This is a genomic window from Stappia indica, assembly GCF_020177335.1.
Taxonomy (GTDB): domain Bacteria; phylum Pseudomonadota; class Alphaproteobacteria; order Rhizobiales; family Stappiaceae; genus Stappia; species Stappia indica_B.
In genome coordinates this window covers 131,997-145,771 of sequence record NZ_JAIVMG010000004.1, presented here as the reverse complement: position 1 = coordinate 145,771, position 13,775 = coordinate 131,997, and the positions used below count along the sequence as shown (strand labels likewise).

Sequence of the window (13,775 nt, the reverse complement as noted above, 5' to 3'; positions counted from 1 at the left end):
GGGGCAAGTCCTTCCCGGATCCCCGCTTCAACAAAAACGGCCGGTGCTTGCGCATCGGCCGTTTTTCGTTCGCAAAATCTCAGGTGAACCAGTCCGGCGTCAGCCGGCCTTCCCCCAGGCATCGGTCGCTTGTTCGATCGCGCGGGTGCCGGGCGTGCCCTTTTCCAGGGTGAGGATGGCGCGCTTGCCATTCTCGTAGAGCATCGGAATGTCGATCCAGCCGCGATCGCGCAAGAGTGTCAGGTTGCGCTCCTGCTCGTCGGGAAGGTTCGATAGCGCGACCCAGAAGAGATCGTCGCTGACCTTCACCGACGCGCCGATCAAGGCATCGCCCCGGGCTTCCTCGGTGGTCTTCATCACCAGTCCGGGCACCTGGCCAACGCCCTGGCCGGCGAAGTTGTCCGGCAACTCGAAGCGCACTTCCAGCAGGTGGCTGGCGGGCAGGGCCGCGTCGCGATTCGGCTTGAGCGTCAGGTCGGCGGCGATGTTGCGCTCAGGCACTTCGACCCGCATGCGCAGGACGGTTTCCTTGCGCCCGTCGATGGTTTCTTCCTCGACCCGCCAAACCGCATTGCCGGCCGATGCCTGTCCGGCGCTGCCGGCTTCCGCGCCTTCCTCATAGAGGATGGCGCGCTGGGCAACCGCCGGGGAGCCGGTGGTCGCTGCTGGAGCCGTGGTCGCGGGCGGCGGTGTGACGGCGGCCGGCGGCGTGGTGCTGGCCACATCCTGGCCGCCGTCTGGCGTTCCGGCCGTGGTCGTGTCCGGCGTGGCGGCGGGCGTCACCTGGCGCGGGGGCTCGGCAGGCGTGGTCGCGGGCGCGGGCTGGGCCGGATCTGTCGCCGTTGCCGCCGGTTCGCTGGGGCGGATCCGGGTGGTGGTGACGGTTCGGGCGTCCGGAGCGACAGAGGTCTCGCCATTGTCGAGGAGGCGCGCGCTATTCTTTTTCGAGGCCGGCTCGGTCGGACGAGCAGCTTCGGTCGGTAGGGTGGGGTCGGGCGCCTGCGGCGTCTCGGTCTGCGTAACGGCAGCCGGCTCGTTTCCGCCGTCAAACATCGCGGCGATGGTGTCGCGCTGGGAATAGCCGATCGCACCGATACCGATCAGCACAAGCAGGGCGCCGCCGACACCAACAATCATCGGAAGGTGGGACGGGGCGGCGGGCGGCAGTGGATGTATGTCCCCCGGCAGGGGGGAGCTGCCTCGCTTCGCACGGCGGAGGCTTGCCTTTTTCTCGGCGGGCTTTTCTGGCGCTGTCGGCCTGGTGCCGGGGGGCGCGGAAGACGGCCCAGCGGGTGCCGCTGCTTCGGATGCCCGTGCTTCAGATGCCCGTGCTTCGGGGGCGCGTGCTTCGGATACCGGTGCCGCGGGTCCCATGGTGGGTTCGCGGCGGACCGGCTCCTCCGGGCCGCTGCTCAAGGCGCCGCGTGCGGTCCGGCTTGCCTGATCGGCGGCATTGCCCAGCTTCCTGGCATCGTCAATCGCATCCTTGAACACACGATGGGACGGATCGTCGGGCGTTGGGGTCGCAGGTGGGGCGACCGTCGGCGATTCGACGGTCGGGCTCGCGGCCGGTGCCGGTTCCGCCCGTGTGGGCGGAGGCGGCGGAGCAGCCGGGGTCGGCTCTTTCGGGGCGGGGGCGGCAGGGGCCGCCGCTGCGGGGGCGGGACGGGGCGGCGTGGGCGATACGGGCGCCGCACCGACGCCGAGCGTTGCGCGCGCGGCCTCGGCTTCGATCTTGCGGATCGCCTCTTCCAGCCGCAATTGCTCCGTGGTGATCTCGGAGGGCGAGAGCGGTGGATCGTATGCCTTCAACTGGGCGACGATGGCTTTTCGGGCGCGTTGATAGATCTCACGCCGTGCCGCGCCCGTGTTCTGCGGGAGCGCGCCAACGGTTTTCTTCAAAACCGAATAATAGTCTGCCATGTTTTCAACTCGTCGTCGCGGCGTTGCGGGCCGCCCCGAAACGCGGAACCCGGTTAAGGCTTAATCCTGAAACGGATTCTGGACAAGGATTGTGTCATCCCGTTCCGGACTGGTCGAGAGTAGCGCGACCGGCGCGCCGATCAACTCCTCGACGTGGCGGACGTATTTCACCGCCTGTGCGGGCAGGTCCGCCCAGCTGCGTGCGCCCTCGGTGGACTCTTTCCAGCCCGGCAGGGTTTCGTAGATCGGCTTCACCCGTGCCTGCGCTCCTTGCGAGGCGGGCAGATGGTCGATTCGCTCGCCGTCGAGCTCATAGGCGACGCAGATCTTGATCTCGTCGAGACCGTCGAGCACGTCGAGCTTGGTGAGAGCGATGCCGTTGATGCCGTTGATGCAGCAGGCCTGGCGCACCAGCACCGCGTCGAACCAGCCGCAACGGCGCTTGCGGCCGGTCACGGTGCCGAATTCATGGCCGCGGGTGCCGAGGAAATGGCCGACGTCGTTGTCCTGCTCGGTCGGGAACGGGCCTTCGCCGACGCGGGTGGTATAGGCCTTGGTGATACCCAGCACATAGCTGAGAGCGCTGGGGCCGAGGCCGCTGCCGGCGGCCGCCTGTCCGGAGACGGTGTTGGACGAGGTCACGAACGGGTAGGTGCCGTGGTCGATGTCGAGCAGCGAGCCCTGGGCGCCCTCGAACAGGATGCGGCGGCCCTCGCGGCGCTTGCCGTCGAGCAGGTTCCACACCGTGTCCATGAAGGGCAGCAGGTTGCCGGCGACGGTTTCCAGTTCGGTGAAGATGGCATCGGCGGAGACTTCCGGCTCGCCGAGACCGCGCCGCAGGGCGTTGTGATGGGTCAGCAGCCGCTCGATCTTGCCCGGCAGGGTCGCGAGGTTGGCCAGGTCCATGACGCGAATCGCCCGCCGGCCGACCTTGTCCTCATAGGCCGGGCCGATGCCGCGTTTGGTGGTGCCGATCTTGGTGCCGGCGGCGGCCGCGTTCTCGCGCAGCGCGTCCAGCTCGCGGTGCAGCGACAGGATCAGCGTCGCATTGCCGGCGATCACCAGGGTCTCGGGGCTGACCGTGACGCCCTGTTCGGCCAGTCGGGCGATCTCCGCGACCAGTGCATGCGGGTCGATGACGACACCGTTGCCGATCACCGACAGCTTGCCGCGCACGACGCCGGAGGGAAGCAGGGACAGCTTGTAGCTGGTGCCGTCGATGACGAGCGTATGGCCGGCATTGTGCCCGCCCTGGAAGCGAACCACCACATCGGCCTGCTCCGACAGCCAGTCGACGATCTTGCCCTTCCCTTCGTCTCCCCACTGCGATCCGACAACGACGACATTGGCCATGCTTGCATATCCTCTAAGTGGCGTCTTCGCGTGCGGCGCGGCGGCCAGCCGCGCACAAGAAAAACCCCGGTCGGCAAACCGGGGGTCGGTGGCGGACTATATCGAAGCGGCGGCGCGATGGCGAGCCCTTGCGCAGCGCTTTCGCGGGTTCATTGCGTCGAAGTCTCACCGTTTCGTCTTGCGGGCACCCTTTCGGGTGTCGCGCGCCAGGCGGAAGATCATCGGCGAGGTTCTCAGCAGCCAGACGAAGCGCTTGCGCTGGTCTCGCGGCACGGCGGGATGGCGGATCAGCCGCACCAGCACATAGCCGACCAGCGCCAGATGCATGGCGGCGGTATAGGCGAAGAAGGCGCCGGGGCCGAATCTGTCCATCACCAGCGAGGCAAGCAGCGGGCCGACCATCGCGCCAAGGGCGAAGAACATGGTCAGCCCGGCGGCGAGTTCCACATACTGGCCCTTGCCGGCATGGTCGTTGGCATGGGCGGCCGAGAGGGAATAGAGCGGCAGGGCGAAGCCGCCGAACAGGAAGCTGCCGGCATAGATGACCAGCGGGTCCGAGGCGCCGGACAGGAACAGGCAGGCCAGCCCCGCGCCGATGGTCGACAGGAGCAGCACATAGCGCCGGTCCATCCGGTCCGACGCCCAGCCGAGTGGAAACTGGAAGATCGCCCCGGCGATCACCCACAGGCTGATCAGGAGGGCCAGCCCGTCGGCGTCGAGCCCGACGCCCTCCGCATAGACCGGGCCGACGGTCCGAAAAGCGCCATTGGTCAGGCCGATGGTCAGGCAGCCCACCACCGCCACCGGCGAGATCCGCCAGACCGCCAGATAGTTGATGCGGGTGTTGGCCGGGGTGGGCGGATTGTCCTCCCGCGACAGCGACACCGGCACCAGCGCGGCGCAGAACAACAGGGCGATGACGATGATGATCTCGGCCCCGGAGCCGCCGAAGGCCGGCAGCAGGAACTGGCCGCCGGTGACCGCGCCCAGGTCGACGATCCGGTAGATGCTGAGAATCCGGCCGCGCTCGGAATTGCTGGCCAGGGTGTTGAGCCAGCTTTCCAGCACCATCGCGGTGCCGCAAAATGCCATGCCGCTGATCAGCCGCAGCACCGCCCAGCCGAAGCCGGCGGGGGTCAGCATCAGGGCCAGCACCGAAATCGCGCTGATCGCCGCCAGGGCGCCGAAGACCCGGATGTGCCCGACTCGGCGGATCAGGATCGGCGTCAGCAGAACGCCAAGGATGAACCCGGCATAATAGGCCGAGCCGAACAGGCCGATGGTCGCATCGGACAGCCCGTTCGCCCGTCCGCGCACGGCAATCACCGTCATGGCAAGGCCGTTGGCGCCCAAGAGCAGCGCCGCCGCGATCAGCAGGGAGGGCAGCCGGGCAATCAGCGAAGGGGTGCCGGCGGTGGCGGAATGATCGGGCATTGTGGGCGCGGGTGGAGTGATCGGGAGAAATGGAAAGGGCGCCGGCGTGCGGCATCGGCAGGGCACTCACAGTGGACGGGCTTTTGCGGGGAAACAAGCGCTGATTTGCCTTGCTTGGTCGCGCGCTGAAGGCATCGCTCCGGCCCCTTCGACGCCGGCACGCCGCCCGTAGCTGATTGCCCCCGTCTCTCACGGCTCGCAAATCGTGTGGTTGGCGCGTGCGCCGGAGTGATATGTCGGCGGTTGTCGCCCAGGTCCTTTTGGTGTGCTTCTCTTCGCCACGGTGGAGCGGGAACTGTGGGGCGGTGGCGAGGAACTGCCCGGTGGAAGCCGCCGGGGGGGAGGTACAGGAGGATCCCATGCGACCGAAGATAAGGTGCTGCACATGACACTCATCAACTGGCTGCTGCTGGCCCTGTTGTCACTGATCTGGGGTGGCACCTTCCTGTTCGCCAAGATCGCTGTGGCCGAGATCCCGCCGCTGGTGCTGGTGTTCCTGCGGGTGTTCCTGGCAGCCTTGGTGCTGCATGCGGTGCTGCGGATTGCCCGGCAGCGGTTTCCGCTGGCGCCGGGGATGCTGCTGTCCTTCCTGATGATCGGGCTCCTCAACAACGCGATCCCGTTTTCGCTGATCTTCTGGGGGCAGACGGCGATTTCCGCGAGCCTGGCCTCGATCCTCAATGCGACGACGCCGATCTTCACGGTGCTCGTGGCGACCCTGGCCTTCCGCCACGAAACCCTGCAGGTGCATCGGGTGATCGGCATCGGCCTTGGTCTTGCCGGGGTGGCGGTGCTGTTGCTGCCCGGGCTGGAGGGCGCGGATGGATTTCCGCTCTGGGCGCAGCTCGCCTGCCTCGGCGCGGCCCTGTCCTATGCGGTGGCGGCCTCCTTCGCCCGCCGGTTCAAGGGCTTGCCGCTGATGGTGCCGGTGGCGGGGCAACTGACCGGCGCAAGTGTCTGGATGCTGCCGCTCGCCCTGTGGCAGGGAGCGTCCTGGAGCCCGGCGCAGACAAGCCTTGCCGTCTGGGCCTGCGTCATCGCCCTTGGCACCATCGGCACCGCCTTTGCCTATCTGATCTACTTCCGCCTTCTGACCGGTGCAGGGGCAACCAACGCCTCGCTGGTCACGCTGCTGGTGCCGGTGTCGGCGAGCGTGCTGGGCGCGCTGGTGCTGGGCGAAAGCCTGACCGGCGGCCAGTTCCTCGGCATGGCCATCCTGCTGCTCGGGCTGGTGGTGCTGGACGGCCGGGTTCTCACCCTGTTGCCCAGCTCGCGGCTGCGGCGCGGTTAGCCGATCCGGCCTTCCGCTGCTTGCGGCAGGGCGGCGATGCGTTCGGCGAAGCGGTCGTAGAAGCCGCTTAGTCGGTCTGGGGCATGGGCGCGGCAGGTGGCAAGGGCGCGGGCCGCTGCTTCCCCCTCGTCGGCGTCGATATGGGCAATCAGGCTTTCGTGCGCCGTCTTGAGGGCAATGAAGTCCGAGGTGGTGGCAAGTTCCGGCGGACCGACCAGTGCAAACAGCTTGACCGGCGCGCTCTTGCCCTTGAGCGGAATGGCGCCGGCCTCCAGCAAGGCGAAATCCCCTGCCGCGCGGGCGGTGTCCTCGGAGACCAGGCATTCGGCGCCCACTGCCTTGCAACTCGATTCGATCCGGGCGGCGACATTCACCGCATCGCCGATCACCGAATAGTTGAAGCGCTGGTCCGAGCCCATGTTGCCGACGCAGGCCTCGCCGGTGTTGAGGCCGATGCCGATGCGCACCGGGCCGACCGGCAGGGACCGGGCGTGAAAGCCGAAGGCATCGGCCGCGTTCAGGTTCTCCACGGTGTCGATCATGGCCAGCGCCGCGCGGCAGGCAAGGCGGGCATGGTCGGCAACCTCCACCGGCGCATTCCAGAAGGCCATGATGCTGTCGCCGATGTATTTGTCGATGGTGCCGTGCCGGGCCTGGATCTCCGCGCTCAAGGGGGACAGAAGAGCGTTGAGAAAGGCGACGAGGTCGGTCGGCGTCAATTGCTCGGAAATCGGCGTGAAGCCGCGCACATCCATGAACAGGATGGTCATGTCGCGCATCTCGCCGCCAAGGCGCAGGTCCTCGGGGGTTTCCTCCAACCGGCGCACCAGTTCCGGTGCCAGATACTGGCCGAAAGCGGTGCGCACGAAGCGTTTTTCCCTCTCCGTCAGAAAGTAGAGCAGGGCGGTGGCGGCGGCGTAGACGACAAACAGGTTGGCGGCGGTGGGATAGACCGGGTCGACCAGCAGGCCGTGGTTGCGAAACAGGGCGATGGCGCCAAAATAAAGCGCCGCGGCGATGAACCCGCCAAGGGCGGCAGCCCAGAGCGCGCCGAGCGACAAGACCAGCGCGATGACGATGAGGCCAAGCAGCAGGGTGGCGATCAGTTCCGCCCCGTCCGCCCAGTCGGGCCGGCTGAGAAAGTCGCCGGCGATGATCTGCTCGGCCGCCTGGGCGTGGATCGAGACCCCGGGCACCAGCTCGCCAAGCGGGGTCGCGCGCATGTCGTTCAGGCCGACCGAGGAGGTGCCGATGAAGACGATCTGCCCCTCGATCAGCGGCGCGATTCGCGCGGTCTTTTCAGGGGCGAGAAGATCGGCGGCGGAGACGTAACGGTCCGGCCGGTCGGCGTTGAAATAGACCCACAGCTCGCCAAACGCGGTTGTTGGCAAGGCGATGGCGCCGGTCTTGATATCGGTGATCGCGTCGGTGCCGGAGGCCGGTTCGCCGCTGGCGCCGGTGGAGCGAATAATCAGGCCGCTTGCCCCTTGCGCCACCCGCAAGGCCTCCAGCGCCAGGCTGGGGTAGAGCGTGGTGCCGTCGGAAAACAGCATCGGGATGCGCCGGACGATGCCGCCGGTGTCGCGGGTCGACAGGCTGACCCCGCCGCTCCCCGCCGCCGGGGCCTCCAGCGCGGGCAGGCTGGTCAATGCGGAGGGAAAGGCCGGCAGGATCGCGGCCGGATTGCTGCCGGCATAGGCAATGCCCGCCTTTTGTTCCGGTGAGCGGCCGTTTGCGTCCGGCCGCACGGCGAAACCGAGAACCACCGGCGCGGTGGCGATGGCCTCGGCGAACTGGGCGTCGGTGTCGGGCAGGCGGCGCAGCAGGCGGGCGATCTCGCGCCGGTCCGGCGTTTCCGCATTTGGAGAGGGTGCGGCGTCCGGGTTTGCGGGAAGAAAACGGTGCGGCGACAGCCGGTCGGCCTCGGCGAAGATGATGTCATAGACGATGGCCGCCGCGCCCAGATCTCTGAGGCGCTCGGTCATTTGCGCCAGAAGATCGCGGGACCAGGGCCATTGGCCATGGATCGCAAGGGCGCGCTCGTCGATGTCGACGATGCGCACGGGGATTTCCGGGCGTTCCATGCGCGGCCAAAGCTTCTGGTAGTAGTCGAAGCCGAGCAGGCGGATGGAGGTCAGGAAGCCGGGATCGAGGGCACGCAACAGCACCACCGCGAGAAGAAACGCGCTGGTCACCGCCGCGACCTTCGCGCGTTTCTTTCGCAGGATCGACATGGGCTTCCCCGGCCAGGATCGCGGCGCCGCTGCGCCGCCGCCCGGCAAGGTTAGAAAAAGGCGGCGGCCCCGGCAAGCGGGCCGGGGAGGGGAAGGGAAGGGGAGGAGATCGAGCGGCCCTGTGGCCGGGCCGCTCAGGCGCCAGAGGCGCGGGGCTGTTCCAGCTCCCGCGCGCTGCGGCGGACTGCCTTCTGCACCTTTTCGAAGGCGCGGACCTCGATTTGCCGCACCCGTTCGCGGCTGACGCCGAATTCGCCGGACAGCTCTTCCAACGTGATCGGGTCTTCGGCCAGGCGCCGGGCCTCGAAGATGCGCCGTTCGCGATCGTTCAGGACCTCCATGGCGTCGCCGAGCATCTTGCGGCGCATGTCCAGCTCTTCCTGACGGGCGAACAGGGTCTCCTGGCTTTCGCTCTCATCGACCAGCCAGTCCTGCCACTCGCCGCCATCGGCTTCGGCGCGGATCGGTGCGTTGAGCGAGGCATCACCGGCAAGCCGGCGGTTCATCGACACCACGTCGCCCTCGGTCACCCCCAGCTTGGTGGCGATCTGGGTCACCTGCTCGGGCTTCAGGTCGCCTTCGTTCAGCGCCTGGATCTTGCCCTTGAGGCGGCGCAGGTTGAAGAACAGCCGCTTCTGATTGGCGGTGGTGCCCATCTTCACAAGGCTCCAGGAGCGCAGGATATACTCCTGAATCGCGGCCTTGATCCACCACATGGCATAGGTGGCAAGGCGGAAGCCCTTGTCCGGCTCGAAGCGCTTGACCGCCTGCATCAGGCCGACGTTGCCTTCCGAAACCACCTCGGAAATCGGCAGGCCGTAGCCGCGATATCCCATGGCGATCTTGGCGACGAGCCGCAGATGCGAGTTGACCAGCCGCTCGGCGGCCTGCGGGTCTTCATGCTCCTTGTAGCGCTTGGCGAGCATGTATTCTTCCTGCGGTTCCAGCATGGGGAACCGGCGGATTTCATCGAGATAGCGGCTGAGCCCTCCTTCGGCGGAGCTCAGTACCGGAATGTTCTGGGCCATGAACAGCGCCCCCTTTCTCGCAAAACTGGCCCCCGGATCGGAGTGTTTTCCGATCCCACGGCGGGCCGTTCGACCGGCGCCCCTCAGGCGCGCCGAGGTCTCAATATAGGGAGCAATTCGACAAAATCAGGGCTTAATTTTCGTCATTGAGGTGCCGAGGGTCCGGAAGCCGGCGACAAGTTCGGCAAAATCGGCGGGCAGCGGGCTTTCGAATTTCAGCGTCTCGCCGCTCACCGGATGGGCGAAGGCGAGGAGGCCAGCATGCAGCGCCTGACGGTGAAATCCCTCCACCTTCGCGCGCAAGGGCTCGGGCAGCCGCGCCGCCTTGGTCTTGAAGCCGGCACCGTAATCGGCATCGCCGACGAGCGGGTGGCCGATATGGGCCATGTGAACGCGGATCTGGTGGGTGCGCCCGGTCTCCAGCCGGCAGGTGATCAGGGAGGCGAGCGGTTCTTCGCCGATCGGACCGAAGCGCTCGTTGATCTGCCAATGGGTGATCGCATGACGCCCGCCATGGCGCACCACGGCGATCTTCTGCCGGTTGGAGGCGGAGCGGGCAAGATCCGCCTCGATGGTGCCACTCGCCCGGCCCGGCGCGGTCCAGACCAGTGCCGAGTAGGCCCGCTCCAGCGGACCGGTGCGGCCGTGATCGGCGAATTGCTCGCTCAATGCCTGATGGGCCTTGTCGGTCTTGGCGACCACCAGCAGGCCGGTGGTGTCCTTGTCGATCCGGTGGACGATGCCGGGCCGGCGCACGCCGCCGATGCCGGACAGGCTGTCGCCGCAATGGTAGAGCAGCGCATTGACCAGCGTGCCCGACCAGTTGCCGGCGCCGGGATGAACCACGAGACCCGCCGGCTTGTCGATCACGATCAGTTGATCGTCCTCAAAGACCACGTTGAGCGGAATGTTCTCCGGCTCCGGATCGGCGTTTTCCGGGGCCGGAAGCTCCAGCACCACGGTCTCGCCCTCGTTGACCCGGTATTTGGGCTCAACTATGGTCCGCTCGCCGATATGGGCCCGTCCCTGCTTGATCAGGGCCTGGATCCGGTTCCGGCTGAACTCGGGCAGGTGCCGGGCAAGGCAGGCATCGAGCCTGGATCCGGCATCTTCCGTAGCAACCGTTACTTCGGCCCGACCGGTTTCGGGCTGTTCTTGAGTGGAAACGATCATGACACATCCCGCTGTTGACGAGAGCCCCGACACGGAGGCGCCGCTCGATCCGGCGGCGCAACGGCTTCAGGCAAAGCTCAAGCGTTTGCTGGCCGTTTCGAGTCTCATCATGGTGCTCGGGTTCGTCGCGGTGTTCGCGGCCATCATCTACAAGCTGACCGAGGGCGGGACGCGGCCCGGTGCCGGCGATATAGCCGCTACCGTCGCCATCGGCAAGGACGGACAGGTGGAAAGCATGGCAATGGCCGAGGGACGGCTCATCCTCCTGGTGCGCGAAGGCACCGCCAGCCGGCTGCTTTATCTCGACCCGGCAACCGGCCAGGTGCTCGGCGAAACGGCCTTCGTGGCCCGTTGATCCACAGCTTTGCCGGGGTGTCCGTCGCCGGGATGCATTTTTCCTGCGCGACGGGCTTGCAATTGATCCGGCAAGCGGCTACTACCCGCTCACTGTCGCTCGACCGGCCGATGCCCCCATCGTCTAGCGGTCTAGGACGCCGCCCTCTCACGGCGGAAACAGGGGTTCGAGTCCCCTTGGGGGTACCATTTCCGGCGGTCGCGATACGTCCAGCCAAATCAGCATGCATAAGCATTCAGGGCCCCCCCGCAAGGGGATGCAAGCGGTCTGCCGTGTTGTGTCCGGTCGATGTCGCGTCCCTGTCGCCGTGAGTTCCCGGAACGCCTGCTCGTCCTGGCGGCCGTGAGCGAATCGCCTGTCCTTTCCCTGCCCGCCGCTGCCATGGAGGGAGCTTTTCCTTCAGGCGCAAGACGCGCGGGAAGGGCAGGGAGCCTCCGCCTTTTCGATAAGCGACGGATTCTTTTCCGGTATCAGTGATCCCGCGCGCAGCGCACGGTCCTATTTTCCCGCTAACGTATGTTCTTCCCTTGCGGCATGATTGGCGAATTGCGCATATGAACGTCTGACGCGCGGGAAATCGATCGCGGCGCAGCGGCGTGGGGGGCTCAACTGTACGACGAGGTCTGGAGCGAGAGCGAGCGGGCGGATGATGGCGAAACCGCCTGGGACCGGCAGGCCTTGCGCCAGTGCGTGGCGCGGGCGCGGCTGCCGATCTATGTTTGCGATCGGTCCTATGTCATTCGGATCGCCAATCAGGCTTATGCGGATATCGAGGGCCTGCAGGTCGATGAGGTCATCGGCCAGCCCCTTGCCGAGGTCATCGGAACGGGCCTGTTCGAGATCCGCAAGGAATGGCTGGATCAGGCGCTCTGCGGGCAGGATTGCGAAATTCGCACCTGGGTGCGGCCCCGGCACGAACCGTCGGGCCGGCAATATGATGTGCAGTACCTTTCCCTGAAAAACGATGCGGGTGATGTCGCCGGTGTGGTGGTGCTGGCCACCCCGGTCGGCGCGGCGGAGGTAGAACCGGGCGCCGGGGCGCTGCGGAGCTATCGTCAGGTGTTCCGTCAGGCGGAGGACGGGTTGTTGCGGCTGGAGGCGCTGCGGGCGCCGGATGGCCAGGTGGTGAGTTTCCGTATTCTGGAAGCCAATCCCTCGATTGCCCGCGTGGCCGGGCGACAGCAGGACGAGCTGGAGGGTGAATTGCTGTCCGATGCGCTGGCCGAACTGGAGCCGTCGGACCTACAGGACCGGCTTGAGGACGCCATTCGCGCGGGGGCGCCGCAGCAGTTCGATATTCATCACCGCCTCTGTGGGCGCGAAGGCTGGCTCCGGGCCGGGGTCTACAGCGGCGATGGCAACGAACTGACGGTGTTGTTCAGCGACATCAGCGAAGCGGTCGACCACAAGCGCCAGCTGCAGACGATGGTCGAGCGACTTTCCAGCGAAACGCGCCGGTTCCAGCGGCTTTACCAGAAAACGCCGGCGCTGCTTTTGTCATTGTCGGAGGCCGGTATCATCGAGGATGCCAGCGATCTCCTGTTCGAGCGCATGGGTGTGGCGCGCGGATCCCTCATTGGCCGGCCATTTTCACAGTTCCTGGCGCCAGATGCGCTTGAGCGGCTGAGCGAGGACAGCTGGCCGCGTCTGTTTCGCGACGGGGCGATCGATGCGGAACCTTGTTGCCTGATCTTGCCGGAGAGCGGTCAGCGCTTCGAGGTGGAACTGTCGGCGTTTCTTGCCGAGGAAGGGCTGCGCAGTGGCGTGCGCCAGGTGATGATCGTGCTGGCGGATGTGACCCAACGCAACCGGGCGCTGTACAACAGCAAGCGCAGCGAACGGGACTACCGCATTCTTGTCGACCGCCTGCCGGATCTGATCTCGCGCGCCCGGCCCGATGCCACGCTGTTCTTCGTCAATCGGCACTACATCGATTTTTTCGGGCCGGATGAGGCGGGGTTGCTGGGGCGCAAGTTTACCGAGCTGGTCCCGGAAACCGGTCAGCAAGCGCTGCAGGGGCAGCTTGCGGCGATGACCCGGGAGGCGCCGGCATCGATCCTGGAGCAGGTCAACTACGATCGCTATGGCGCGGCCCGCAATATTCTCTGGTTCAGCCTGTTGATTCACGATGTTCATGGCCAGCCACAGGAAATCCTGTCGATCGGTCGGGATGTCACGGCGCTGCGCGAGGCGAACAATCGGCTGCTCGACCATGCGGCCCGGCTGGAAAGCGCGAATGAAAGCCTGCAACAATTCGCTTTCGTGGCCTCGCATGACCTGCAGGAGCCCTTGCGCAAGATCCGGCTCTACGCCGATGTGCTGCGGTCGGTGACGGCGCCGGAGCGGGGAGGCGAGGCGGACGAGGCGCTGGAGGTCATCACGCGCGCGGCGCGCAACGGCAGCCGCCTGATTTCCGACCTTCTGACCTACACCCGCTCGGTGAGCCGCGATCTGGAGGTCAGGGGCATACAGGTTGGCGATGTGGTCGGTCGGGTGCTTGAGGAGCTGGGCGAGGAAATCGCCCAGGCCGGGCTAACGGTCACCTGCGAGATCCTGCCCGATCCGGTCCTGGCCGATCCGATTTCCTTGCGCGAAGTGCTCTACAATCTGGTGAGCAACGCGATCAAATATCGTGCTCCGGACCGGGCGGCGGCGATGACGATCCACTTCGCCGCGACCGTCGGCGAGGCACGCGGCTTCACGCTCACTGTCGAGGACAATGGCATCGGCTTTGAGCAAGGCTATGCGGAGTTGATCTTTCAGCCGTTCAAACGCCTGCACAGCCGGGGCGCGGTGGAGGGCACCGGGATCGGCCTCGCCATCTGCGAAATGGTGGCACGGCGCAATGGCTGGACGATCCGTGCCTCGGGCCGACCGGGCGAAGGAGCGCGGTTCGACCTGATCCTGCCAAAGGGCTGAATGAGGCCGGCTTCCATCTGACGGCGGCGCCTGGGCGGACGGATGCCTTGGGCCAGCCGGGCGTC

General features: G+C 66.7%; 9 protein-coding genes and 1 tRNA gene. 4 read left to right on the top strand and 6 right to left on the bottom strand.

Going from position 1 to position 13,775, the window contains the following annotated elements; genetic code table 11:
* Positions 1–99 precede the first annotated feature (99 nt).
* The 3 genes from LC062_RS07615 to LC062_RS07605 form a co-directional block, all read right to left on the bottom strand.
* On the bottom strand, positions 100–1,902 hold the full coding sequence (locus tag LC062_RS07615; protein ID WP_224910442.1) for a hypothetical protein: 1,803 nt from the start codon (positions 1,900–1,902) through the stop codon (positions 100–102).
* 81 nt (positions 1,903–1,983) lie between these two features.
* Positions 1,984–3,276, bottom strand: a complete 1,293-nt coding sequence (locus tag LC062_RS07610) for an adenylosuccinate synthase (protein ID WP_224910441.1) — start codon at positions 3,274–3,276, stop codon at positions 1,984–1,986.
* A gap of 165 nt (positions 3,277–3,441) precedes the next feature.
* Positions 3,442–4,710 (bottom strand): MFS transporter, encoded by a 1,269-nt coding sequence (locus LC062_RS07605; protein ID WP_224910440.1) that lies wholly within the window; start codon positions 4,708–4,710, stop codon positions 3,442–3,444.
* A gap of 385 nt (positions 4,711–5,095) precedes the next feature.
* Here LC062_RS07605 and LC062_RS07600 point away from each other — a divergent pair, with 385 nt between their 5' ends.
* Positions 5,096–6,001 carry a DMT family transporter gene (locus LC062_RS07600; RefSeq protein WP_224910439.1) on the top strand — a complete coding sequence of 302 codons (906 nt, stop codon included), beginning with the start codon at positions 5,096–5,098 and terminating at the stop codon, positions 5,999–6,001.
* Here LC062_RS07600 and LC062_RS07595 read toward each other — a convergent pair.
* The 3 genes from LC062_RS07595 to LC062_RS07585 form a co-directional block, all read right to left on the bottom strand.
* Positions 5,998–8,235, bottom strand: coding sequence for a CHASE2 domain-containing protein (locus tag LC062_RS07595; protein WP_224910438.1), 2,238 nt, complete (start codon positions 8,233–8,235; stop codon positions 5,998–6,000). The genes LC062_RS07600 and LC062_RS07595 overlap by 4 nt on opposite strands.
* A 134-nt stretch (positions 8,236–8,369) precedes the next feature.
* A complete protein-coding gene (gene rpoH, locus LC062_RS07590; RefSeq protein ID WP_181760746.1) occupies positions 8,370–9,263 on the bottom strand; it encodes an RNA polymerase sigma factor RpoH in 894 nt (297 codons plus the stop codon).
* A gap of 126 nt (positions 9,264–9,389) precedes the next feature.
* The gene (locus tag LC062_RS07585) at positions 9,390–10,436 is read right to left on the bottom strand and encodes an RluA family pseudouridine synthase (RefSeq protein ID WP_224910437.1); all 1,047 of its coding nucleotides are present in this window, start codon (positions 10,434–10,436) and stop codon (positions 9,390–9,392) included.
* Here LC062_RS07585 and LC062_RS07580 point away from each other — a divergent pair.
* The 3 genes from LC062_RS07580 to LC062_RS07570 all read left to right on the top strand — a co-directional run bounded on the left by LC062_RS07580 (position 10,435) and on the right by LC062_RS07570 (position 13,710).
* Positions 10,435–10,791 carry a hypothetical protein gene (locus LC062_RS07580; protein WP_181760744.1) on the top strand — a complete coding sequence of 119 codons (357 nt, stop codon included), beginning with the start codon at positions 10,435–10,437 and terminating at the stop codon, positions 10,789–10,791. The two genes, LC062_RS07585 and LC062_RS07580, sit on opposite strands and share 2 nt — an antisense overlap.
* Before the next feature lie 112 nt (positions 10,792–10,903).
* Positions 10,904–10,979: transfer RNA gene (locus LC062_RS07575), tRNA-Glu, on the top strand.
* Between the two features lie 490 nt (positions 10,980–11,469).
* Positions 11,470–13,710, top strand: a complete 2,241-nt coding sequence (locus tag LC062_RS07570) for a PAS domain-containing protein (protein ID WP_224910436.1) — start codon at positions 11,470–11,472, stop codon at positions 13,708–13,710.
* Positions 13,711–13,775 lie beyond the last annotated feature (65 nt).